Raw genomic sequence first — 15,848 nt, 5'->3', positions numbered from 1 at the left:
GGAGCCGGACCAATGTCTGAGACCGTCAACCTTCCCGCACTCGGTGAGTCTGTCACCGAAGGCACTGTCACCCGCTGGCTCGTCGAGGTCGGAGAGGAGGTCGAGGTCGACCAGCCCATCGTGGAAGTCTCCACCGACAAGGTCGACACCGAGGTTCCCTCACCCATCGCCGGGACTATCGAGGAGCTGCTGGTCTCCGAGGACGAGACCGTCGAGGTGGATGCGCCACTGGTGAAGATCGGCGACGGCTCCGGCGGTGGTGCCGACGATTCCTCGCAGGGGGATGAGGACGAATCCGCTGAGGACGACGGCGCCGCTGCCGAGGAAGAGGCCGCCGCCGAGGCTGAACAGCCCGAAGAGACCCAGGCAGCCGCTGAGGAGGAGGCACCGACTCCGGCCGCCGGTGAGTCCGGCGGTGCTGAGGCAACGCCCGAGGAGGACAGCCCCACCCCAGAGACCGGTGGGGACTCCGAGGAGGTGACCCTGCCTGCTCTGGGCGAGTCGGTGACTGAGGGCACGGTGACCCGCTGGCTGGTGGAGGTCGGCGACGAGGTCGAAGTCGACCAGCCATTGCTGGAGGTCTCCACCGACAAAGTGGACACCGAGGTCCCCTCCCCCATCGCCGGCACCGTCCAAGAGCTGAAAGTCTCCGAGGACGAGACGGTGGAGGTCGGCGCGGTGCTGGCCCTCATCGGTTCCGGCTCAGCGCCTGCGGCGGAGTCTGAAGAGCCCACTCCCGAGGCGGAGGATGCCTCTGACGAACAGCCTGCTCCGGCCGAGGAGCCGGAACAGAAGGATGAGCCGGAGCAGAAAGAAGAACCTCCCCGGGATGAGACTCCCCAGGAGCCCCCGAAGAAGGACAAACAGGACAATGGCGAGGGCTCAGCCGAGGGCTATGTCACTCCCCTGGTGCGTCGTCTGGCCAAGCAGGAGGGCGTCGACCTCTCCAGTGTCAAGGGCACCGGCGTGGGCGGCCGCATCCGCAAACAGGACGTGATCGAGGCCGCCGAAGCCAAGAAGTCGGAGAAGCCGGCTGAGACTCCAGCCGCACCAGCACCCGAGGTTGAGGTCGACACCACCAAGCGCGGCACCTCGGAGAAGGCCCCCCGTATCCGCCAGGTCATCGCCCAGCGCATGAACGAGTCTCTGGACATCTCCGCTCAGCTGACCCAGGTGCACGAGGTGGACCTGACACGCATCGTGAACCTTCGGCAGAAGGCCAAGCAAGCCTTCAAGGAGCAGAACGGCGCGAACCTCACCTACTTGGCGTTCATCGCCGTGGCGGTCACTGAGGCGCTCAAGCAGCATCCGGTGCTCAATGCCCAGTACGACCAGGAGAGCCAGCAGATCACCTACCACGACGCCGAGCACCTGAGCCTCGCGGTGGATACGGAGAAGGGGCTGATGGTTCCGGTGATCGCAGACGCTGGTGACCTTTCGCTGGCGGGAGTCGCCAAGAAGATCGCTGATGTGGCCAAGCGGACCCGGGAGAACAAGATCGGCCCCGAGGAGCTCTCCGGGGGCACCTTCACCATCACCAACCTGGGGTCCTTCGGCGCACTGTTCGACACCCCGATCATCAACCAGCCGCAGGTGGCCATTCTGGGCCCGGGCACGATCGTGAAGCGCCCGGCGGTGATCACCGATGCCGAGGGCAACGACAGCATCGGCATCCGGCACATGATGTACCTTTCGCTGACCTACGATCACCGGATTGTGGACGGTGCCGACGCCGGCCGTTTCCTGCAGACGCTGAAGAAGCGCCTCGAGGAGGGCAACTTCGAGGCTCAGCTGGGCCTGTAAGCTCCGCGGAGCCTTGCCAGAAGCCCGGTCCACCAACGCTGTGGACCGGGCTTCCGCGTCGCCGGCAGACATGTGGGCACCTCAGCGAGAGCCTCGTCGTCCACATGCCGGAGCAGGTTCAGCGGTTCGGGCTCCGCAGCGCAGTAGAGCTCCGAGGCGAACTCCCCCGCCAGGGGCCGCTCCCCGGCGTGCGGACTCAGCGCTGACTCCAGCAGCTCAACCAGTTGGTCCGGAATATCGGGTCTCAACGACTGCAGCGGAACTCTCAACGAGACCTCCTCGGGCTCTCTTCCGGTCAAGCATCGCCAGGTCACCGCGGCAAGCGCGGCCACGTCCTGCTGCGAGCTTCCATGGGCAGAGTCCATGCCCAGCAGCACAGCATCTCCCAGATCGGCCAGAGCGGGCCTTCCCTCCGGAGTGAGCAGGACATTGGCGGCGGTGACATCGCCGTGGGCGGCACCGCAGGCATGGACATGGGCCAACGCTTGGGCCACCGGGGTCAGTGCGGTCACGGTCTCACCCACGCTGAGCGTGCCGGTGGCACGCAGCAGCTGAGCCAATGAGCCAGCAGTGTAGGGCTCCAGAAGCAGGGCCGCGGTGCCTTCCGGGGTCCGGAGCACGCCCCAGGGCCGGACCACATGTTCATGAGCCAGTGGCAGCATAGCCTCAAGCTCCTCCCGGGCAGCCCGCAGCGCAGGGGTGCTGCGCACGGCACCCAGTGGGAGCTTCAGTGCCAGTGTGGAGGGCGGAGCGGAGCCGGCCCAGCTGATGGTGTGCTCTGCCGCAGGAGTTCTGCGCACCAGCCAGACAGCGCTGCGTCCGCCGACTCCCAACAGGCGCAGCGGTTCCAATCCGGGGACTCTGGGAGTAGATGCCATAACCTCAGCATGCCCCGAATTCGAAAACACTGCAGAAGTTTTCCACAACCTGTAGGGCGGGCGTAGGGTAGAGCCATGTCCGTTCTGCACACCCGTTACCTGGGCTTCGATCCGGAATTGGTCGACTATTTACAGGCATGGGAGTATCAGCGCCAGCTGCACGAACAAATTCTGGACGGGCGAGCCGAGTCCACGCTGCTGATGCTGGAGCATGCTGACGTGTACACCGCCGGCAGAAGAACAGAGCCACAGGACCGGCCCAAAGACGGCACCGATGTGGTGGACGTCGACCGCGGCGGTAAACTCACCTGGCACGGACGGGGCCAGCTGGTGGGCTACCCAATCCTGCACCTTCGGGACCGCAGCCTGGTCAAGGACTACGTCTGTACGTTGGAGAACGTCATCATCACCGTGCTGGCCGCCGACTACGGCATCCATGGCCAGCGGGTGGAGGGGCGTTCCGGGGTGTGGCTCACCGGCGGTCCAGTGGACAAGAAGATCGCCGCCATCGGGATCCGGATCCACCGCTCGGTGACCATGCACGGGTTCGCACTGAACTGTTCCAATGATCTCGCCCCGTTCGGAAATATCATTCCCTGCGGTATCAGCGGGGTAGGAACCACCTCCATCAGCGCCGAGCTTGGCAGGGTGATCACTCCTGAACAGGTGGGCGGGCGGATTGCCGAGGAATTGCAGGCCGCACTGCCGCGTTACCTCAACAGCACAGTGCCAGCGCCGACAGAAGAGGTCTCACAGTGAGCGGATGCGCTCCCACCGCAGCAGGAACTGGAACTATCGCCCCGGAAGGCCGCAGGATGCTCAGGGTCGAGGCGAAGAACGCCGCAGTCCCTGTCGAACGGAAACCCGAGTGGATGCGCACCAAGGTCAAAATCGGGCCTGAGTTCACGGAGATGAAGAAGCGGGTCGGGGGCAAAGGCCTGCACACCGTGTGCGAGGAGGCGGGGTGCCCCAATATCTTCGAATGCTGGGAGGACCGCGAAGCGACGTTTCTGATCGGTGGCTCCGCCTGCACCCGGCGCTGCGACTTCTGCGAGATCGACACCGGGCGCCCCGCCCCGGTGGACGCGGCAGAGCCGCTGCAGGTCGCCGAATCGGTCCGTGAGATGCAGCTGCGCTACGCCACCGTCACCGGTGTCGCACGTGACGATCTGCCCGATGAGGGCGTCTGGCTCTACGCCGAGACCATCCGCAAGATCCATGAGCTCAACCCCGGCACCGGTGTGGAGATCCTCATCCCGGACTTCTCCGGCAAGGAAGAGAACATCGCCGGGATCTGCGAGTCCAAGCCTGAGGTCTTCGCCCACAACGTCGAGACCGTGCCGCGCATCTTCCGCCGGATCCGCCCGGCATTCCGCTACGAGCGTTCCCTGGACGTGCTCACTCAGGGCCGCGACCACGGAATGATCACCAAGTCGAATCTGATCCTGGGCATGGGCGAGACCCGTGAGGAGATCACCGAGGCACTGCAGGACCTGCACGACGCCGGCTGCGACCTGATCACCATCACCCAGTACCTGCGCCCCACCCCCCGCCACCTCCCGGTGGACCGCTGGGTGAAGCCCCAGGAGTTCATGGAGATCTCACAGGAGGCCGAGGAGATCGGATTCCTCGGAGTGATGTCCGGACCGTTGGTGCGCTCCTCCTACCGGGCAGGTTCCCTGTGGGCCAAGGCCATGCAGCGCAAAGGGTGGCCGATTCCGGAGGAGCTGTCCCATATTGAACCCTCCGGCCAGACCAAACAGGAAGCCGCAACGCTGGTGGCCGCTGGGTTCTGAGCTGGTTCCGCCGGCGGGCAGAACCCGCTCGGCTCTCGGCCAGCTCACGCTGGCCATCACACCTGAAGCTGGTTCCGCGGCCGGGCGGAGCCCGTCACGCTCTCGGCCGCGTTGCCGCGGCCATCACACCTGAAGCCCCCGCATCGCTACGCCTGCGGCTCACCGGGTAGAATGTGTCCCATCATGGCAGATTCCACGTTGACGAAGCAGCAGGCCAAGGCCGAGCTGAAGAAGCTGCGCCAGCAGCAGAAGGCTCAGAAGCAGCAGGCCAAGGCCAATAAGAAGGCGAAGAAGGCCGCGGGCGAAGGGATCTTCTCCCGCCTCAAACAGGTCTTCAGCATGACCCGCACCTACGACCCGAACATCCCGTGGTGGATGCTGCTGGCCGCTGTGCTGACCTTCGCGGTCGTCTTCATCCTCACCCAGTTCCTCTTCCACTGGATCATCGCCCTGCTGATGGGCCTGCCCTTCGCACTGCTGGCAGCCATGATCGTGATGAACCGCCGTGCGGAGAAGGCCGCCTTCGCCCGCATCGAGGGGCGTCCCGGCGCTGCAGCTGCCGCGCTGAACACACTGCGCCGCGGCTGGGTGGTCTCCGAGGAGCCCATTCAGATGGACGGCAAGACCCAGGACGCAGTGTTCCGCGCCATCGGCAAACCAGGGGTCGTGCTGGTCACCGAGGGGCCCCCTGGCCGGGCGCACAAACTGGTCGGCAAGGCCCAGAAGCGCCTGCGCCCGGTGCTGCGAGATGAGGTGCCCATTCACGTCGTCCAGACCGGCAACGGCAAGGACCAGGTCCCGCTGGCCAAACTGACCAAGCACATCAAGAAGCTGAACAAATCGCTCAATAAGCATGAGGTTCACGAGGTCGAACGCAGGCTCTCCACTCTGCCGATCAGCCGTCCGCCCATCCCCAAGGGCGTCGACCCATGGCGGGCGCGGCCGGACCGGAAAGCGCTTCGTGGTTAAAAAGCCTTGCGGTTGATCTGGTAGGCTAGGAAGCTGTCTGGCAGGCAGAAGCGTATCTTCTTGCCGTAGTCACCGAGCAACCGGCAGCTCGGACTCTCCATGGGATTCCTCCGGAGGCCAGGTCCTGTCATGCCACTGCCGTGACAGCGAATAAACACCTGCCGAAAGCAGAAAGAAGTATTCATGCCTAAGACCCCTTTGCGTGCGCGCCGCACCGTCAAGGCCTCGCGTGCCCTGGGCATTGCGCTGACCCCCAAAGCCCAGAAGTACCTGGACCGCCGTCCCTACGGTCCCGGCCAGCATGGGCGTACCCGCCGCCGCACCGATTCCGACTACGCCGTTCGTCTGCGCGAGAAGCAGAAGCTGCGCGCCCAGTACGGCATCCGTGAGGCTCAGCTGACCCGCTACTACGAGGAAGCCAAGCGGATGAGCGAGGGCCTCACCGGTGAGAACCTCATTGAGCTTCTGGAGTCCCGCCTGGACGCCCTGGTGCTGCGTGCCGGCTTTGCCCGCACCATCGCCCAGGCCCGCCAGTTCGTGGTGCACCGGCACATCCTGGTCAACGGCAAACGTGTCGATCGCCCCTCCTTCCGGGTCAAGCCCGGCCAGATGATCCACGTGCACGAGCGCAGCGAGTCCTTCGAGCCCTTCCAGATCGCCGCGGCCGGTGCCCACCAGGAGGTTTTGCCGGATGTTCCCGGTTACCTGAGCGTCGACCTTGAGAAGCTGCAGGCCACCCTGGTCCGCAAGCCCGAGCGCGCAGAGGTGCCGATCACCTGCGAAGAGCAGCTCGTGGTCGAGTACTACGCGCGCTGATCCTCGGATCAGCCGCTGATGCCCGCTGTATCCCACTGGGGTACGGCGGGCATTGTGCTTTCCCCGTAAGATTGACCGGTCGGTATTCAGAACTGCAGGAGAGAACACCCACAATGAAGTCTCAGGACATCACCCGCACCTGGTATGACTACTTCACGGCCAAGGGCCACACCAAGGTGCCGTCCGCCTCGCTGGTCTCCCCTGAGCCCTCCCTGCTGTTCACTATCGCGGGCATGGTTCCCTTCATCCCCTACTTCACCGGAGTGGAGACCCCGCCCTACCCACGCGCAGTCTCGGTCCAGAAGTGCATCCGCACCGAGGACATCGAGGAGGTCGGCAAAACCGCGCGACACGGAACCTTCTTCCAGATGTGCGGCAACTTCAGCTTCGGTGACTATTTCAAGGAGACGGCCATCCCGATGGCCTGGGAGCTGCTGACCACTCCCGCAGAGGGAGATCCGAAGACCGGGCTACGCGGGTACGGACTGGACCCGGAGCGGCTCTGGGTGACGGTGTATGAGCACGACGACGAGGCTCACCACATCTGGAAAGACGTCGTGGGGGTGCCCGAGAAGCGTATTCAGCGGTTCGGACCCGAGGACAACTACTGGACCACCGGGCAGCCAGGACCGGGGGGGCCCTGCTCTGAGATCTACTACGATCGCGGCCCCGCCTACGGTGATGAGGGTGGTCCGGCTGCCGATGAGCACCGCTACGTCGAGATCTGGAACCTGGTCTTCATGCAGTACCGCCTCTCCGCTGTTCACTCGAAGTCGGACTTCGAGGTGGCCGGCCCGCTGGAGAACAAGAACATCGACACCGGCCTCGGCCTGGAACGCCTGGCGATGATCCTGCAGGGCGTGGAGAACATGTACGAGACCGACCAGGTTCGCCCTGTGCTGGACTGCGCGGCGGAACTGGCCGGAGTCACCTACACCTCCACCGAGGACCCTGCTGACCCGCACCACACCACTGATGTGCGCCTGCGGATGATCGCCGACCACACCCGCAGCGCCCTGATGCTGATCACCGACGGTGTGCGGCCCGGCAATGAGGGCGGCGGCTATATCCTGCGCCGGCTGATCCGCAGAGTGATCCTGGGGATGCGTCTGCTGCGCTCTGGACAAGCCAGCGTGGAGAAGCCGGTCTTCGGCGATCTGATCACTGTGTCCAAAGACGCCATGACGGGCGTCTACCCGGAGGTCGAAGAGCGTTTTGAGACCATCCACGCCGCTGCGGTGAAGGAGGAACAGGCCTTCCTGCGCACCATCACCGCCGGCACCTCTCGCCTGGAAGGCGCGGTCGCCGCTGCCCGCTCTTCCGGCACTCCCCTGGCCGGCGACGACGCTTTCGCACTGCACGATACCTACGGCTTCCCCATCGACCTGACCTTGGAGCTGGCCGAGGAGGCCGGAGTCAGCGTGGACCAGGAGACCTTCCGCCAGCTGATGGCCGCCCAGCGCGAACGCGCTCAGGCCGATGCACGGGCCAAGAAGTCCGGCCATGCCGACACCGAGCTCTACCGGCAGCTGCTGGGTGATTCGCCCACCCACTTCACCGGATACACCGAGCACACCACGGAATCCCGCATCCGCGGCATCCTCGCCGACGGTCAGGCCCGCACCAGCGCACAGGCCGGCGAGGAGATCGAGGTCATCCTGGACGCCACCCCCTTCTACGCCGAGGCCGGCGGCCAGGCCGCTGATACCGGCCGAATCACCGGAGACGGATTCGTCATCGAGGTCAAGGACGTCCAGTCCCCGGTCACCGGTCTCTCCGTGCACAAGGCAAAAGTGGTGGAGGGTGAGGTGGCACTGGGCGCTGAGGTGCTCGGAGCCATCGATCTCCGGCGCAGGCTCGATGCCCAGAAGGCGCATTCGGCCACCCACATCATCCACGCCGCCCTGCACGATGTGCTGGGCCCTGAGGCGGTGCAGGCAGGTTCCTTCAACAAAGAGGGCTATCTGCGCTTCGACTTCACCCACGACGACGCCCTCTCCCCCGGTGCCCGCCAGGAGCTGGAGGAGATCTCCAACCTGGCTGTCCGGGACAACTACACCGTGCAGACCAAAACCATGTCCCTGGATGAGGCCCAGGCGCTGGGAGCCATGATGCTGTTCGGCGAGAAGTACGGCAATCAGGTCCGGGTGGTGGAGATGAACGGTCCCTGGTCCCGGGAGCTCTGCGGCGGCACCCATGTGGAGAAAACCGCAGAGATCGGCACGGTGGCTCTGCTCTCCGAAGCGTCTGTGGGCTCGGGCAACCGCCGCGTCGAAGCCCTGGTGGGACTCGACGCCTTTAAGCACTTCGCGGCCGAACGCACCCTGGTCAACCAGCTCACCGACATGCTCAAGGTGCCCAGTGATCAGGTTCCGGACAGGGTGGCCGCCACCCTACAAAAGCTCAAGGAGACGGAACGTACTCTGGAACGGCTCAGGGCGGAGCAGCTGCGCTCCCAGGCCGGCAGACTGCTGGATCAGACCGTCGATGCCGGCGGAGTCGCTGTGCTGACTCACCACGCGGGCCAAGCGGCAGGCGATGACCTTCGCCAACTGGTGATGGACCTGCGCGGACGCTTGGAGGACCGGGCGGCTGTGGTCGCGGCGGCCGGAGAGTCCAAGGGCCGCCCCGTGGTAGTGATCGGAACGACTGAGGCAGCCCGTGCTGAAGGTATCGCTGCCGGCGACCTGGTCAAACGTGCCTGTTCAGTCCTCGGCGGTGGCGGGGGCGGAAAGCCCGACCTCGCCCAGGGCGGTGGACAGGATCCTGCCAAGGCGGCAGAAGCCTTGGACGCTGTCGTCTCAGCAGTCCAGAACCGGTGAGCAGGTCAGAGTGAGCGCCGCACCTCGGGCCGGTGTCCGGCTGGCCGTCGACGTCGGTGAGGCCCGGGTGGGGCTTGCCGTCTCAGACCCTGATGCGCTGGTGGCCACACCGCTGATGACGCTGCGCAGGGACCACAACAAGGCATCAGACCTGCGCATGCTGACCAGGATTGCCGCAGACCGGGCTGCCGCTGTGATCTACGTGGGCCTTCCGCTGTCCCTGGCCGGACATGAGACGGCCTCCACCCAGAAAGCCCGGGACTATGCCTCGGCACTGGTCCAGCAGCTGGCCGGCTCAGGGGTGGGCGTCGAGGTGCGGCTGATCGATGAACGGCTCTCCACCGTCTCTGCGGCGGGGAAGATGCGGGCCTCAGGTGTTCAGGCCCGTGACCAGCGTGAGGCCATCGACCAGGCCGCTGCGGTGGAGATTCTCAGCCATGCCTTGGAGATGCGCTCTTCGCTGGGCACCGAACCGGGAACAGCGGTTTTCCACAGGTAGCGGCGGGGTCTTGTTCCTGGATGACGGCGGCTCCATGCTGGAGAGATGGAACCAACAGGCATGTACCGCGCCGGATACCCCTTCACCTCTGTGGAGCTGCAGTCGATGGTCCACCACGGCGCACTCCGGCACATGATGGCCGATGTCTACGTGGAGGCGCAGTTGACGCAGACCGCCGAGCTTCGGGCTGCCGCCGCCTACGCCCTGCTCAACAGCACGCTGCGCCGGCGCGGAGTACTCTGCGGGGAAACCGCAGCCTGGGTGCATCTGGGGACAGCACCGCCTGACCGCGTCACCGTCATCGCCCAGGGAACGGCCCTTCGCCAGATCGCCTCTGCCGGCCGGTGGCAGCTGCATCAGATCACTGTGGACGATGAGCACGTTGAAGACGTTGGCACGATGCGTACCACCACCGCACTGCGCACGGCAGCGGACCTCTTCTGCGGGTTCGGCGTACGGGGATTCCGGCAGGCTCTGGACCGGATCACCGCAGTGTCACCGGGATGGAGCCGCACCGAAGAGATGCTGCAGCACTGGCCGACGGTCAAACTGCCGTTGCGCGGCCGCGATGAGGACATCTCTGCCATCGGCGCCGAGGACCAGCAGTTCATCCAGCGGCGCTGGCACCTGATCGCCCAGCTGAGCAGGAGATTCCGGCTCGATGCCGACGAGCTGGCCGATACGGTGCTGGGCACCCTCTCCCGGACCAGCTGGGACGCTCGCCGTCGGGACCGAGTGCGCCAGCTGCTGGATCAGTGCGTCTCCCGGCGCTTGCCCACTGTGCGGTAGACGTCGTACACCCCGTCGATCCTGCGCACCGAGTTCAGCACGTGGTTCAGATACCGGGGATCTCCCATCTCGAAGCTGAACCGGGAGATCGCGACTCGGTCCCGGGAGGTCTGGACGGTGGCCGAGAGGATGTTCACCTGTGATTCGGCCAGCGTGCGGGTGACGTCGGAGAGCAGTGATTTGCGGTCCAGTGCCTCGACCTGGATCTCGACCAGGAAGACCGAGGACTTGGTGGGCGCCCATCCCACCTCGACGAGCCTGCCCGGCTGCTCGCGCAGCTGCTGGACATTGCGGCAGTCCACCCGGTGCACCGAGACGCCTTGGCCACGGGTGACAAAGCCCTCGATCTCGTCCGGCGGGACGGGTGTGCAGCACCGGGCTAGTTTGGCCAGCACGTTCCCCGCCCCTTTGACGATCACCCCGGCATCGGAGTACTCCGCTGGCCGGGTGCTCGGTGAGGTGATCGGGGTGGTGTCGTGCTCCTCGGATTCCTCCTCCTCGGTGTCGAAGAGGGCGTTGAGATGCTCGATGACGTTCTGAGTGGAGACGTGCTCCTCACCGACTCCCGCATAGAGTCCGGCGATATCGGTGTAGTGCAGCTGCTCGGCGACAGTGAGCAGCACATCCGGGTTCATCACCTTCTGCAGCGGCAGGCTCGACTTGCGGATCGCTTTGGTGAGCATGTCCTTGCCGCGCTCGATCGATTCCTCGCGGCGCTCCTTGGAGAACCAGTGCCGGATCTTATTGCGTGCTCGTGCCGATTTCACGAACATCATCCAGTCATTGGACGGACCTGCGCCTTCGGCCTTGGAGGTGAAGATCTCCACCCAGTCGCCGTGGTTGAGCTCAGAGCTCAGCGGCACCAGCTTGCCGTTGACCCGGGCACCGATGGTCTTATGGCCCACATCGGTGTGGATCGCATAGGCGAAGTCCACCGGGGTCGCTCCGGCCGGAAGCGAGATGACCTCTCCTTTGGGGGTGTAGACGAACACCTCCCGGGTGTTGATCTCATAGCGCAGCGACTCCAAGAACTCATCCGGATCGGTGGTCTCGGACTGCCAGTCGACCAGGGATCTCAGCCAGCCGACGTCCTCGGCGGCCTGGGATTGCTGAGTCGCTCCGCGCGCGGACTGCAGTTCGGCGTCGTCGTTCTGCGGTGCTTCCTGCGCTGCGCGCCGATGCTGCTTGTACTTCCAGTGGGCGGCCACACCGTACTCCGCCCGGCGGTGCATCTCATGGGTGCGGATCTGCACTTCCACCGGTTTGCCCGCCGGCCCCAGCACAGTGGTGTGCAGCGACTGGTACATGTTGAACTTGGGCATGGCGATGTAGTCCTTGAACCTGCCCGGAAGCGGAGTCCACCGTGCGTGCAGTGCCCCCAGCGCCGCATAGCAGTCGCGCACCGAGTCCACCAGCACCCGCACACCCATCAGGTCGTGAATATCGTCGAACTCTTTGCCGCGGACGATCATCTTCTGATAGATCGAATAGTAGTGCTTGGGCCGGCCGGTGATCGTGGCCGCGATGCTGGCCTCATTGAGATCGTCGGCGATGATCCCTCTCACCTCAGACAGGAACTTCTCACGCTGCGGAGTCCGGTCCCCGACCAGCCGGACGATCTCCTCGTAGACCTTGGGATACAGAGCGGCGAAGGAGAGGTCCTCCAGCTCCCATTTGAGGGTGTTCATCCCCAGCCGGTGGGCCAGCGGGGAGAAGATCTCCAGAGTCTCCTTGGCCTTCTTCGCGCTCTTCTCCGGCGCCACGTAGCGCCAGGTGCGGGCATTGTGCAGGCGGTCGGCCAGCTTGATCATCAGCACCCGGATGTCCTTGGCCATGGCCAAGACCATCTTCCGCACGGTCTCCGCCTGTGCGGCGTCGCCGAACTTCAGCTTGTCCAGCTTAGTGACCCCGTCCACCAACAGGCTGATCTCCTCACCGAATTCGGCGGTGAGCTCCTCCAGGCTGTAGTCGGTGTCCTCCACGGTGTCATGCAGCAGCGCGGCAGCCAGGGTCGACCCGTGTAAGCCCAGCTCGGCCAGAATAGTCGCCACTGCCACCGGGTGGGTGATATACGGTTCGCCAGACTTACGCCGCTGCCCCTGATGATGGTGCTCCGCGACGTCGAAGGCCCGCCTGATCAGCGGGAGGTCTTCTTCGAAGCGGTTGGCCCGAATGGCACGCAGCAGGGGCTCCAACAGGGGCGACTCTTCCGGCTCCAGTGACCCCACAGCCCGTGACCGGCGCGCAGGCGGCGTCCCATTGGCCGTGGCGGCCGTGCTGAGATCCTGTGCGCCGCTGTTGTTCACGATCGTTGTGCCTGCTCCCTCATGACCGGGTAACTGAAATGTGGGGAACAGTCTAACGCTGATCTTCGCCCGAAGATTCCGGCGTGTCTCCGCTGAGCACCACGTCCCAGTCGAGGATCTCCACCTCCTGCTCCTCATCCTCCTCCTCAGGTTCGGGCAGCGGAGGAAAGGCCACTGGCCTGCCGTGAGCATCCAGCGGCGTACCAGAGGCGGTGACCTGTGCAATGCCTGCTTCCTGGAGGCGGTCGGGCCGCAGCTGCAGAACATCCTCGGTGTGCTCCCTGATGTCAGCATCACCGCGGCGCATCCGGGCATAGAGCGGTGCCTGCACAAAGATCGTGGCGATAGTGCCAACGATGATCCCGGTGAACAGGGCCAGAGCGATGTCGCGCAGGGTTCCTGCTCCCAGTAGCCAGGCCCCGATGAACAAGATCGAACCGACCGGGAGGATGCCCACCACCGAGGTGTTGATCGAGCGGACGAGCGTCTGGTTGATGGCCAGGTTCACCCGTTCGGTGAATGTCTGATCCCTCTGCTCATGCAGTGGGGTGAGATTCTCTCTGATCTTGTCGAAGACCACCATCGTGTCGTACAAAGCGTAGGAGAGGATGGTGAGGAACCCGATGATGGCGCTGGGCGTGACTTCGAATCCGGTGGCCGAGTAGATGCCGACAGTCACCACCACCACGAAAGCGAGGCCGGCCAGGGCCGCCGCAGACATTTTCCAGGTGCGGAAGTACAGCGCCATGTACAGGGCCACCAGCACCAGGAACACCGCCAGGCCGATCAGCATCTGCTGGGAGACGTGTTCGCCCCACACCGGGCCGATGAAGGTGGATGAGACCTGGTCCGCACCCACGCCGTAGCCTTCCTGCAGGCCGCGTCCGACCTCCAGGGTCTCCTCCTCGTCCAGCTGCTCAGTCTGGACCCGGATGGTGGTCTCGGCGATATGGGTGACCGTGGCCTCCTGCCCGGAGATGTCCTGGACCACGTCCTCGCCGATGCTGATGTCGGTGTTCTCCGTCTGCGAGACGGTGAACTCGCTGCCGCCGGTGAATTCGATGCCGAAGTTGAATCCGCCGCGCAGGAACGGGAGAGCGATGGCGGCCACCACCAGGACTGCGGCGATCAGGAACCACAGGTTGGAGCGCTGCACGAAGGGATAGGAGCGCTCACCGGTGTAGAGCTGGTTGCCTGCTTTGGCGAATCCTGCTGCCATCAGCGGTCCCCTCCTTCTTGGGTCGGCGAGGGTGACGAGGCCGCCGTCACCGACTCCTGCGCTGATTGCTCATCTTCATCGCCCTCGGCTGATCTGCGGCGCTGCTCACGGGCTTTGCGGCGCTCGGCGATAGTCATCTTCGCCCATTCCTCCTCCGGGATGTCCGGAACGTCCTGAGCCCTGCTGACTGCTGCGGGCTCGGGCCCCGGCTGCGCTGCCGCGGCAACCCCGGGATCTGGGTGCATGATGTGCCGCCGGGCAAACCGGCCGGCGCCCTTGTAGAGCACATCGACGCCCAGTTCCTTGGCGCTGAGACCGGAGAACGTTCTTCCGGAGGCGAAGAACCTGCGCCGGGCCAGCACCTGCATCAGCGGGTGGGTGAAGAGGAAGACCAGGATCACATCGATCAGCGCGGTGAGCCCCAGGGTGAAGGCGAAGCCGCGGACATTGCCCACTGCCACCATGTAGAGCACCACCGCGGCGATGATGTTGACCGCCTTGGAGGCAAGGATGGTGCGCCGGGCGCGCTGCCAGCCGGCCTCCACCGCACCTGCCAGCGACCGTCCTTCGCGCAGTTCATCCTTGACGCGTTCGAAGTAGACCACGAAGGAGTCCGCGGTCAGACCGATTGAGAGGATCAGCCCGGCGATGCCGGCCAGGGAAAGCCGGTAGCCGTCCGTCCACCCCAGCAGCGAGATCGCCCACCAGGTGATCAGCGCATTGACCACCAGCGAGGGGATGGTGACCATAAGCGCCAGTGAACGGTACTGGAAGACGGCATAGCCGGCGGTCAGGATCAGTCCGATGATGCCGGCCAGCAGTCCCATCCTCAGCTGGTCTGCGCCGAGAGTGGCGGAGATCTGCTGCTCAGACTCGATCTGGAAGGAGATCGGCAGTGAGCCGTAGCGCAGCTGCTCCGCGAGGTTGCGGGCCTCATCGTCGGTGTAGTCGCCGGTAATGCGAGGGTTGCCGTCGGTGATCGGCGCCAGCATATTGGGGGCCACGATCACCTGGCCGTCCAGCACGATGCCGAACCGGTTCTGCGGGCTGCCCTGCTCATATCCGTAGAGCCGGGTGGAGGACTCCCGGAACAGCTCGGTGCCGGTGGAGTCGAACTGGATCCTGGTCTCGTAGGCACCAGTGGGAGTCCCGTCCTGCCGGGTCTCGGTGCCCCAGCTGGCATCATCGATGTAGTCACCGTCAACATCCACCGGGCCCAGCAGCAGCACATCACCGGTCTCCGGATTGCAGGTGATCAGCGGTGCCTCAGGGTCCTGGGCCTCACGCTCCTCCAAGGCCAGTTCGCGGGTGCACTGGTAGTTGTGAAAATCCGCTGCCAGTTCGGGTGTGATCCAGTTCAGGTCCGAATTGTGCTCGGGCTCCCCGGCCGGTTCGTCGAAGTCCTCGGGGAGGGCCTCCTCGTCCTCGTCGAACTCCTCATCCTCCTGCATCGCTTCTATCTGCTCTTCGATGAGCTCCCGGTCCTCATCAGTGAGATCGGGATCCTCGGCCAGATCTTGCATCATGATCTGCTCGGCGTAGGCGGCGTCCTGCCTCACCTCCAGCACCGGCCGGAACTCCATGGCCGCGCTGGCCTGGATCAGCTGCCGGGTCTCCTCGTCCGGTACACCGGGCAGACCGACGACGACGTTCTCCGCCCCTTGGACGGCGATCTCTGCCTCGGCCACACCGGTGCCGTCCACGCGCTGGCGGATGATCTCCACGGCTTGATTGAGCTGATCGTCGTCGATCTGCTCATCTGTCTCCACCTGTGGAGACAGCACCATCTGGGTGCCGCCCTCCAGGTCGAGGGCGAGCAGCGGCGCCCACTGGGCCTGGCCCTGCTGCACGCCGTAGGCGAGTCCTCCGCCCATGCCGATGAGCAGAAGGAACAGGACGATGAGTGCGGCCCGGGCCCTCCGTACGGGTGTGGATGCGGCCATAGAAGGTG

Annotated in this window: 12 protein-coding genes; 8 read left to right on the top strand and 4 right to left on the bottom strand. The window is 65.0% G+C overall.

Features of this window, described 5'->3' with window-relative positions:
• Positions 1–12: 12 nt before the first annotated feature.
• Positions 13–1,803, top strand: a complete 1,791-nt coding sequence (gene sucB, locus DVO78_RS12940; RefSeq protein ID WP_120005286.1) for a 2-oxoglutarate dehydrogenase, E2 component, dihydrolipoamide succinyltransferase — start codon at positions 13–15, stop codon at positions 1,801–1,803.
• Here sucB and DVO78_RS12935 read toward each other — a convergent pair.
• Positions 1,788–2,681: a protein kinase domain-containing protein gene (locus DVO78_RS12935; RefSeq protein WP_120005285.1), complete on the bottom strand. Its 894-nt coding sequence runs from the start codon at positions 2,679–2,681 to the stop codon at positions 1,788–1,790. The genes sucB and DVO78_RS12935 overlap by 16 nt on opposite strands.
• A 75-nt stretch (positions 2,682–2,756) precedes the next feature.
• On the opposite strand from DVO78_RS12935, the gene lipB reads away from it, so the two are divergent.
• The 7 genes from lipB (at position 2,757) to DVO78_RS12900 (ending at position 10,372) form a co-directional block, all read left to right on the top strand.
• Entirely contained in the window at positions 2,757–3,440 is a 684-nt protein-coding gene (gene lipB, locus DVO78_RS12930; RefSeq protein ID WP_120005284.1) for a lipoyl(octanoyl) transferase LipB, read from the top strand.
• Positions 3,441–3,496: 56 nt separating this feature from the next.
• On the top strand, positions 3,497–4,477 hold the full coding sequence (gene lipA, locus DVO78_RS12925) for a lipoyl synthase (RefSeq protein ID WP_120005283.1): 981 nt from the start codon (positions 3,497–3,499) through the stop codon (positions 4,475–4,477).
• 183 nt (positions 4,478–4,660) lie between these two features.
• Positions 4,661–5,446 carry a DUF4191 domain-containing protein gene (locus DVO78_RS12920; RefSeq protein ID WP_120005282.1) on the top strand — a complete coding sequence of 262 codons (786 nt, stop codon included), beginning with the start codon at positions 4,661–4,663 and terminating at the stop codon, positions 5,444–5,446.
• Positions 5,447–5,629: 183 nt separating this feature from the next.
• On the top strand, positions 5,630–6,262 hold the full coding sequence (rpsD, locus tag DVO78_RS12915) for a 30S ribosomal protein S4 (RefSeq protein ID WP_120005281.1): 633 nt from the start codon (positions 5,630–5,632) through the stop codon (positions 6,260–6,262).
• Positions 6,263–6,375: 113 nt separating this feature from the next.
• A complete protein-coding gene (alaS, locus tag DVO78_RS12910) occupies positions 6,376–9,084 on the top strand; it encodes an alanine--tRNA ligase (RefSeq protein WP_120005280.1) in 2,709 nt (902 codons plus the stop codon).
• A 10-nt stretch (positions 9,085–9,094) separates the two neighbouring features.
• Complete coding sequence (gene ruvX, locus DVO78_RS12905; RefSeq protein ID WP_120005279.1) at positions 9,095–9,583, top strand: Holliday junction resolvase RuvX; 489 nt, start codon at positions 9,095–9,097, stop codon at positions 9,581–9,583.
• A 45-nt stretch (positions 9,584–9,628) separates the two neighbouring features.
• Positions 9,629–10,372 carry a hypothetical protein gene (locus DVO78_RS12900; RefSeq protein ID WP_157984033.1) on the top strand — a complete coding sequence of 248 codons (744 nt, stop codon included), beginning with the start codon at positions 9,629–9,631 and terminating at the stop codon, positions 10,370–10,372.
• On the opposite strand, the gene DVO78_RS12895 is transcribed toward DVO78_RS12900, so the two are convergent.
• The 3 genes from DVO78_RS12895 to secD all read right to left on the bottom strand — a co-directional run bounded on the left by DVO78_RS12895 (position 10,336) and on the right by secD (position 15,840).
• Positions 10,336–12,600, bottom strand: a complete 2,265-nt coding sequence (locus tag DVO78_RS12895; protein ID WP_238385303.1) for a RelA/SpoT family protein — start codon at positions 12,598–12,600, stop codon at positions 10,336–10,338. The two genes, DVO78_RS12900 and DVO78_RS12895, sit on opposite strands and share 37 nt — an antisense overlap.
• A gap of 130 nt (positions 12,601–12,730) precedes the next feature.
• Positions 12,731–13,897 (bottom strand): protein translocase subunit SecF, encoded by a 1,167-nt coding sequence (gene secF / locus DVO78_RS12890; protein WP_120005276.1) that lies wholly within the window; start codon positions 13,895–13,897, stop codon positions 12,731–12,733.
• Positions 13,897–15,840, bottom strand: a complete 1,944-nt coding sequence (secD, locus tag DVO78_RS12885) for a protein translocase subunit SecD (RefSeq protein WP_120005275.1) — start codon at positions 15,838–15,840, stop codon at positions 13,897–13,899. The genes secF and secD overlap by 1 nt, the downstream gene beginning before the upstream one ends.
• Positions 15,841–15,848: the final 8 nt, after the last annotated feature.

The sequence above is a fragment of the Nesterenkonia muleiensis genome (assembly GCF_003600155.1).
GTDB lineage: Bacteria > Actinomycetota > Actinomycetes > Actinomycetales > Micrococcaceae > Nesterenkonia > Nesterenkonia muleiensis.
The sequence above is the reverse complement of the archived record's forward strand: the minus strand, read 5'-3'. Positions and strand labels throughout refer to the sequence as shown.

Bases quoted from the DNA above. Each gene is read 5' to 3' on its own strand.
- lipB (WP_120005284.1), top strand. From the start codon at position 2,757: ATGTCCGTTCTGCACACCCGTTACCTGGGCTTCGATCCGGAATTGGTC.
- sucB (WP_120005286.1), top strand. From the start codon at position 13: ATGTCTGAGACCGTCAACCTTCCCGCACTCGGTGAGTCTGTCACCGAA.
- secD (WP_120005275.1), bottom strand. From the start codon at position 15,840: ATGGCCGCATCCACACCCGTACGGAGGGCCCGGGCCGCACTCATCGTC.
- DVO78_RS12935 (WP_120005285.1), bottom strand. From the start codon at position 2,681: ATGGCATCTACTCCCAGAGTCCCCGGATTGGAACCGCTGCGCCTGTTG.
- rpsD (WP_120005281.1), top strand. From the start codon at position 5,630: ATGCCTAAGACCCCTTTGCGTGCGCGCCGCACCGTCAAGGCCTCGCGT.
- alaS (WP_120005280.1), top strand. From the start codon at position 6,376: ATGAAGTCTCAGGACATCACCCGCACCTGGTATGACTACTTCACGGCC.
- DVO78_RS12920 (WP_120005282.1), top strand. From the start codon at position 4,661: ATGGCAGATTCCACGTTGACGAAGCAGCAGGCCAAGGCCGAGCTGAAG.
- lipA (WP_120005283.1), top strand. From the start codon at position 3,497: ATGCTCAGGGTCGAGGCGAAGAACGCCGCAGTCCCTGTCGAACGGAAA.
- DVO78_RS12900 (WP_157984033.1), top strand. From the start codon at position 9,629: ATGGAACCAACAGGCATGTACCGCGCCGGATACCCCTTCACCTCTGTG.
- secF (WP_120005276.1), bottom strand. From the start codon at position 13,897: ATGGCAGCAGGATTCGCCAAAGCAGGCAACCAGCTCTACACCGGTGAG.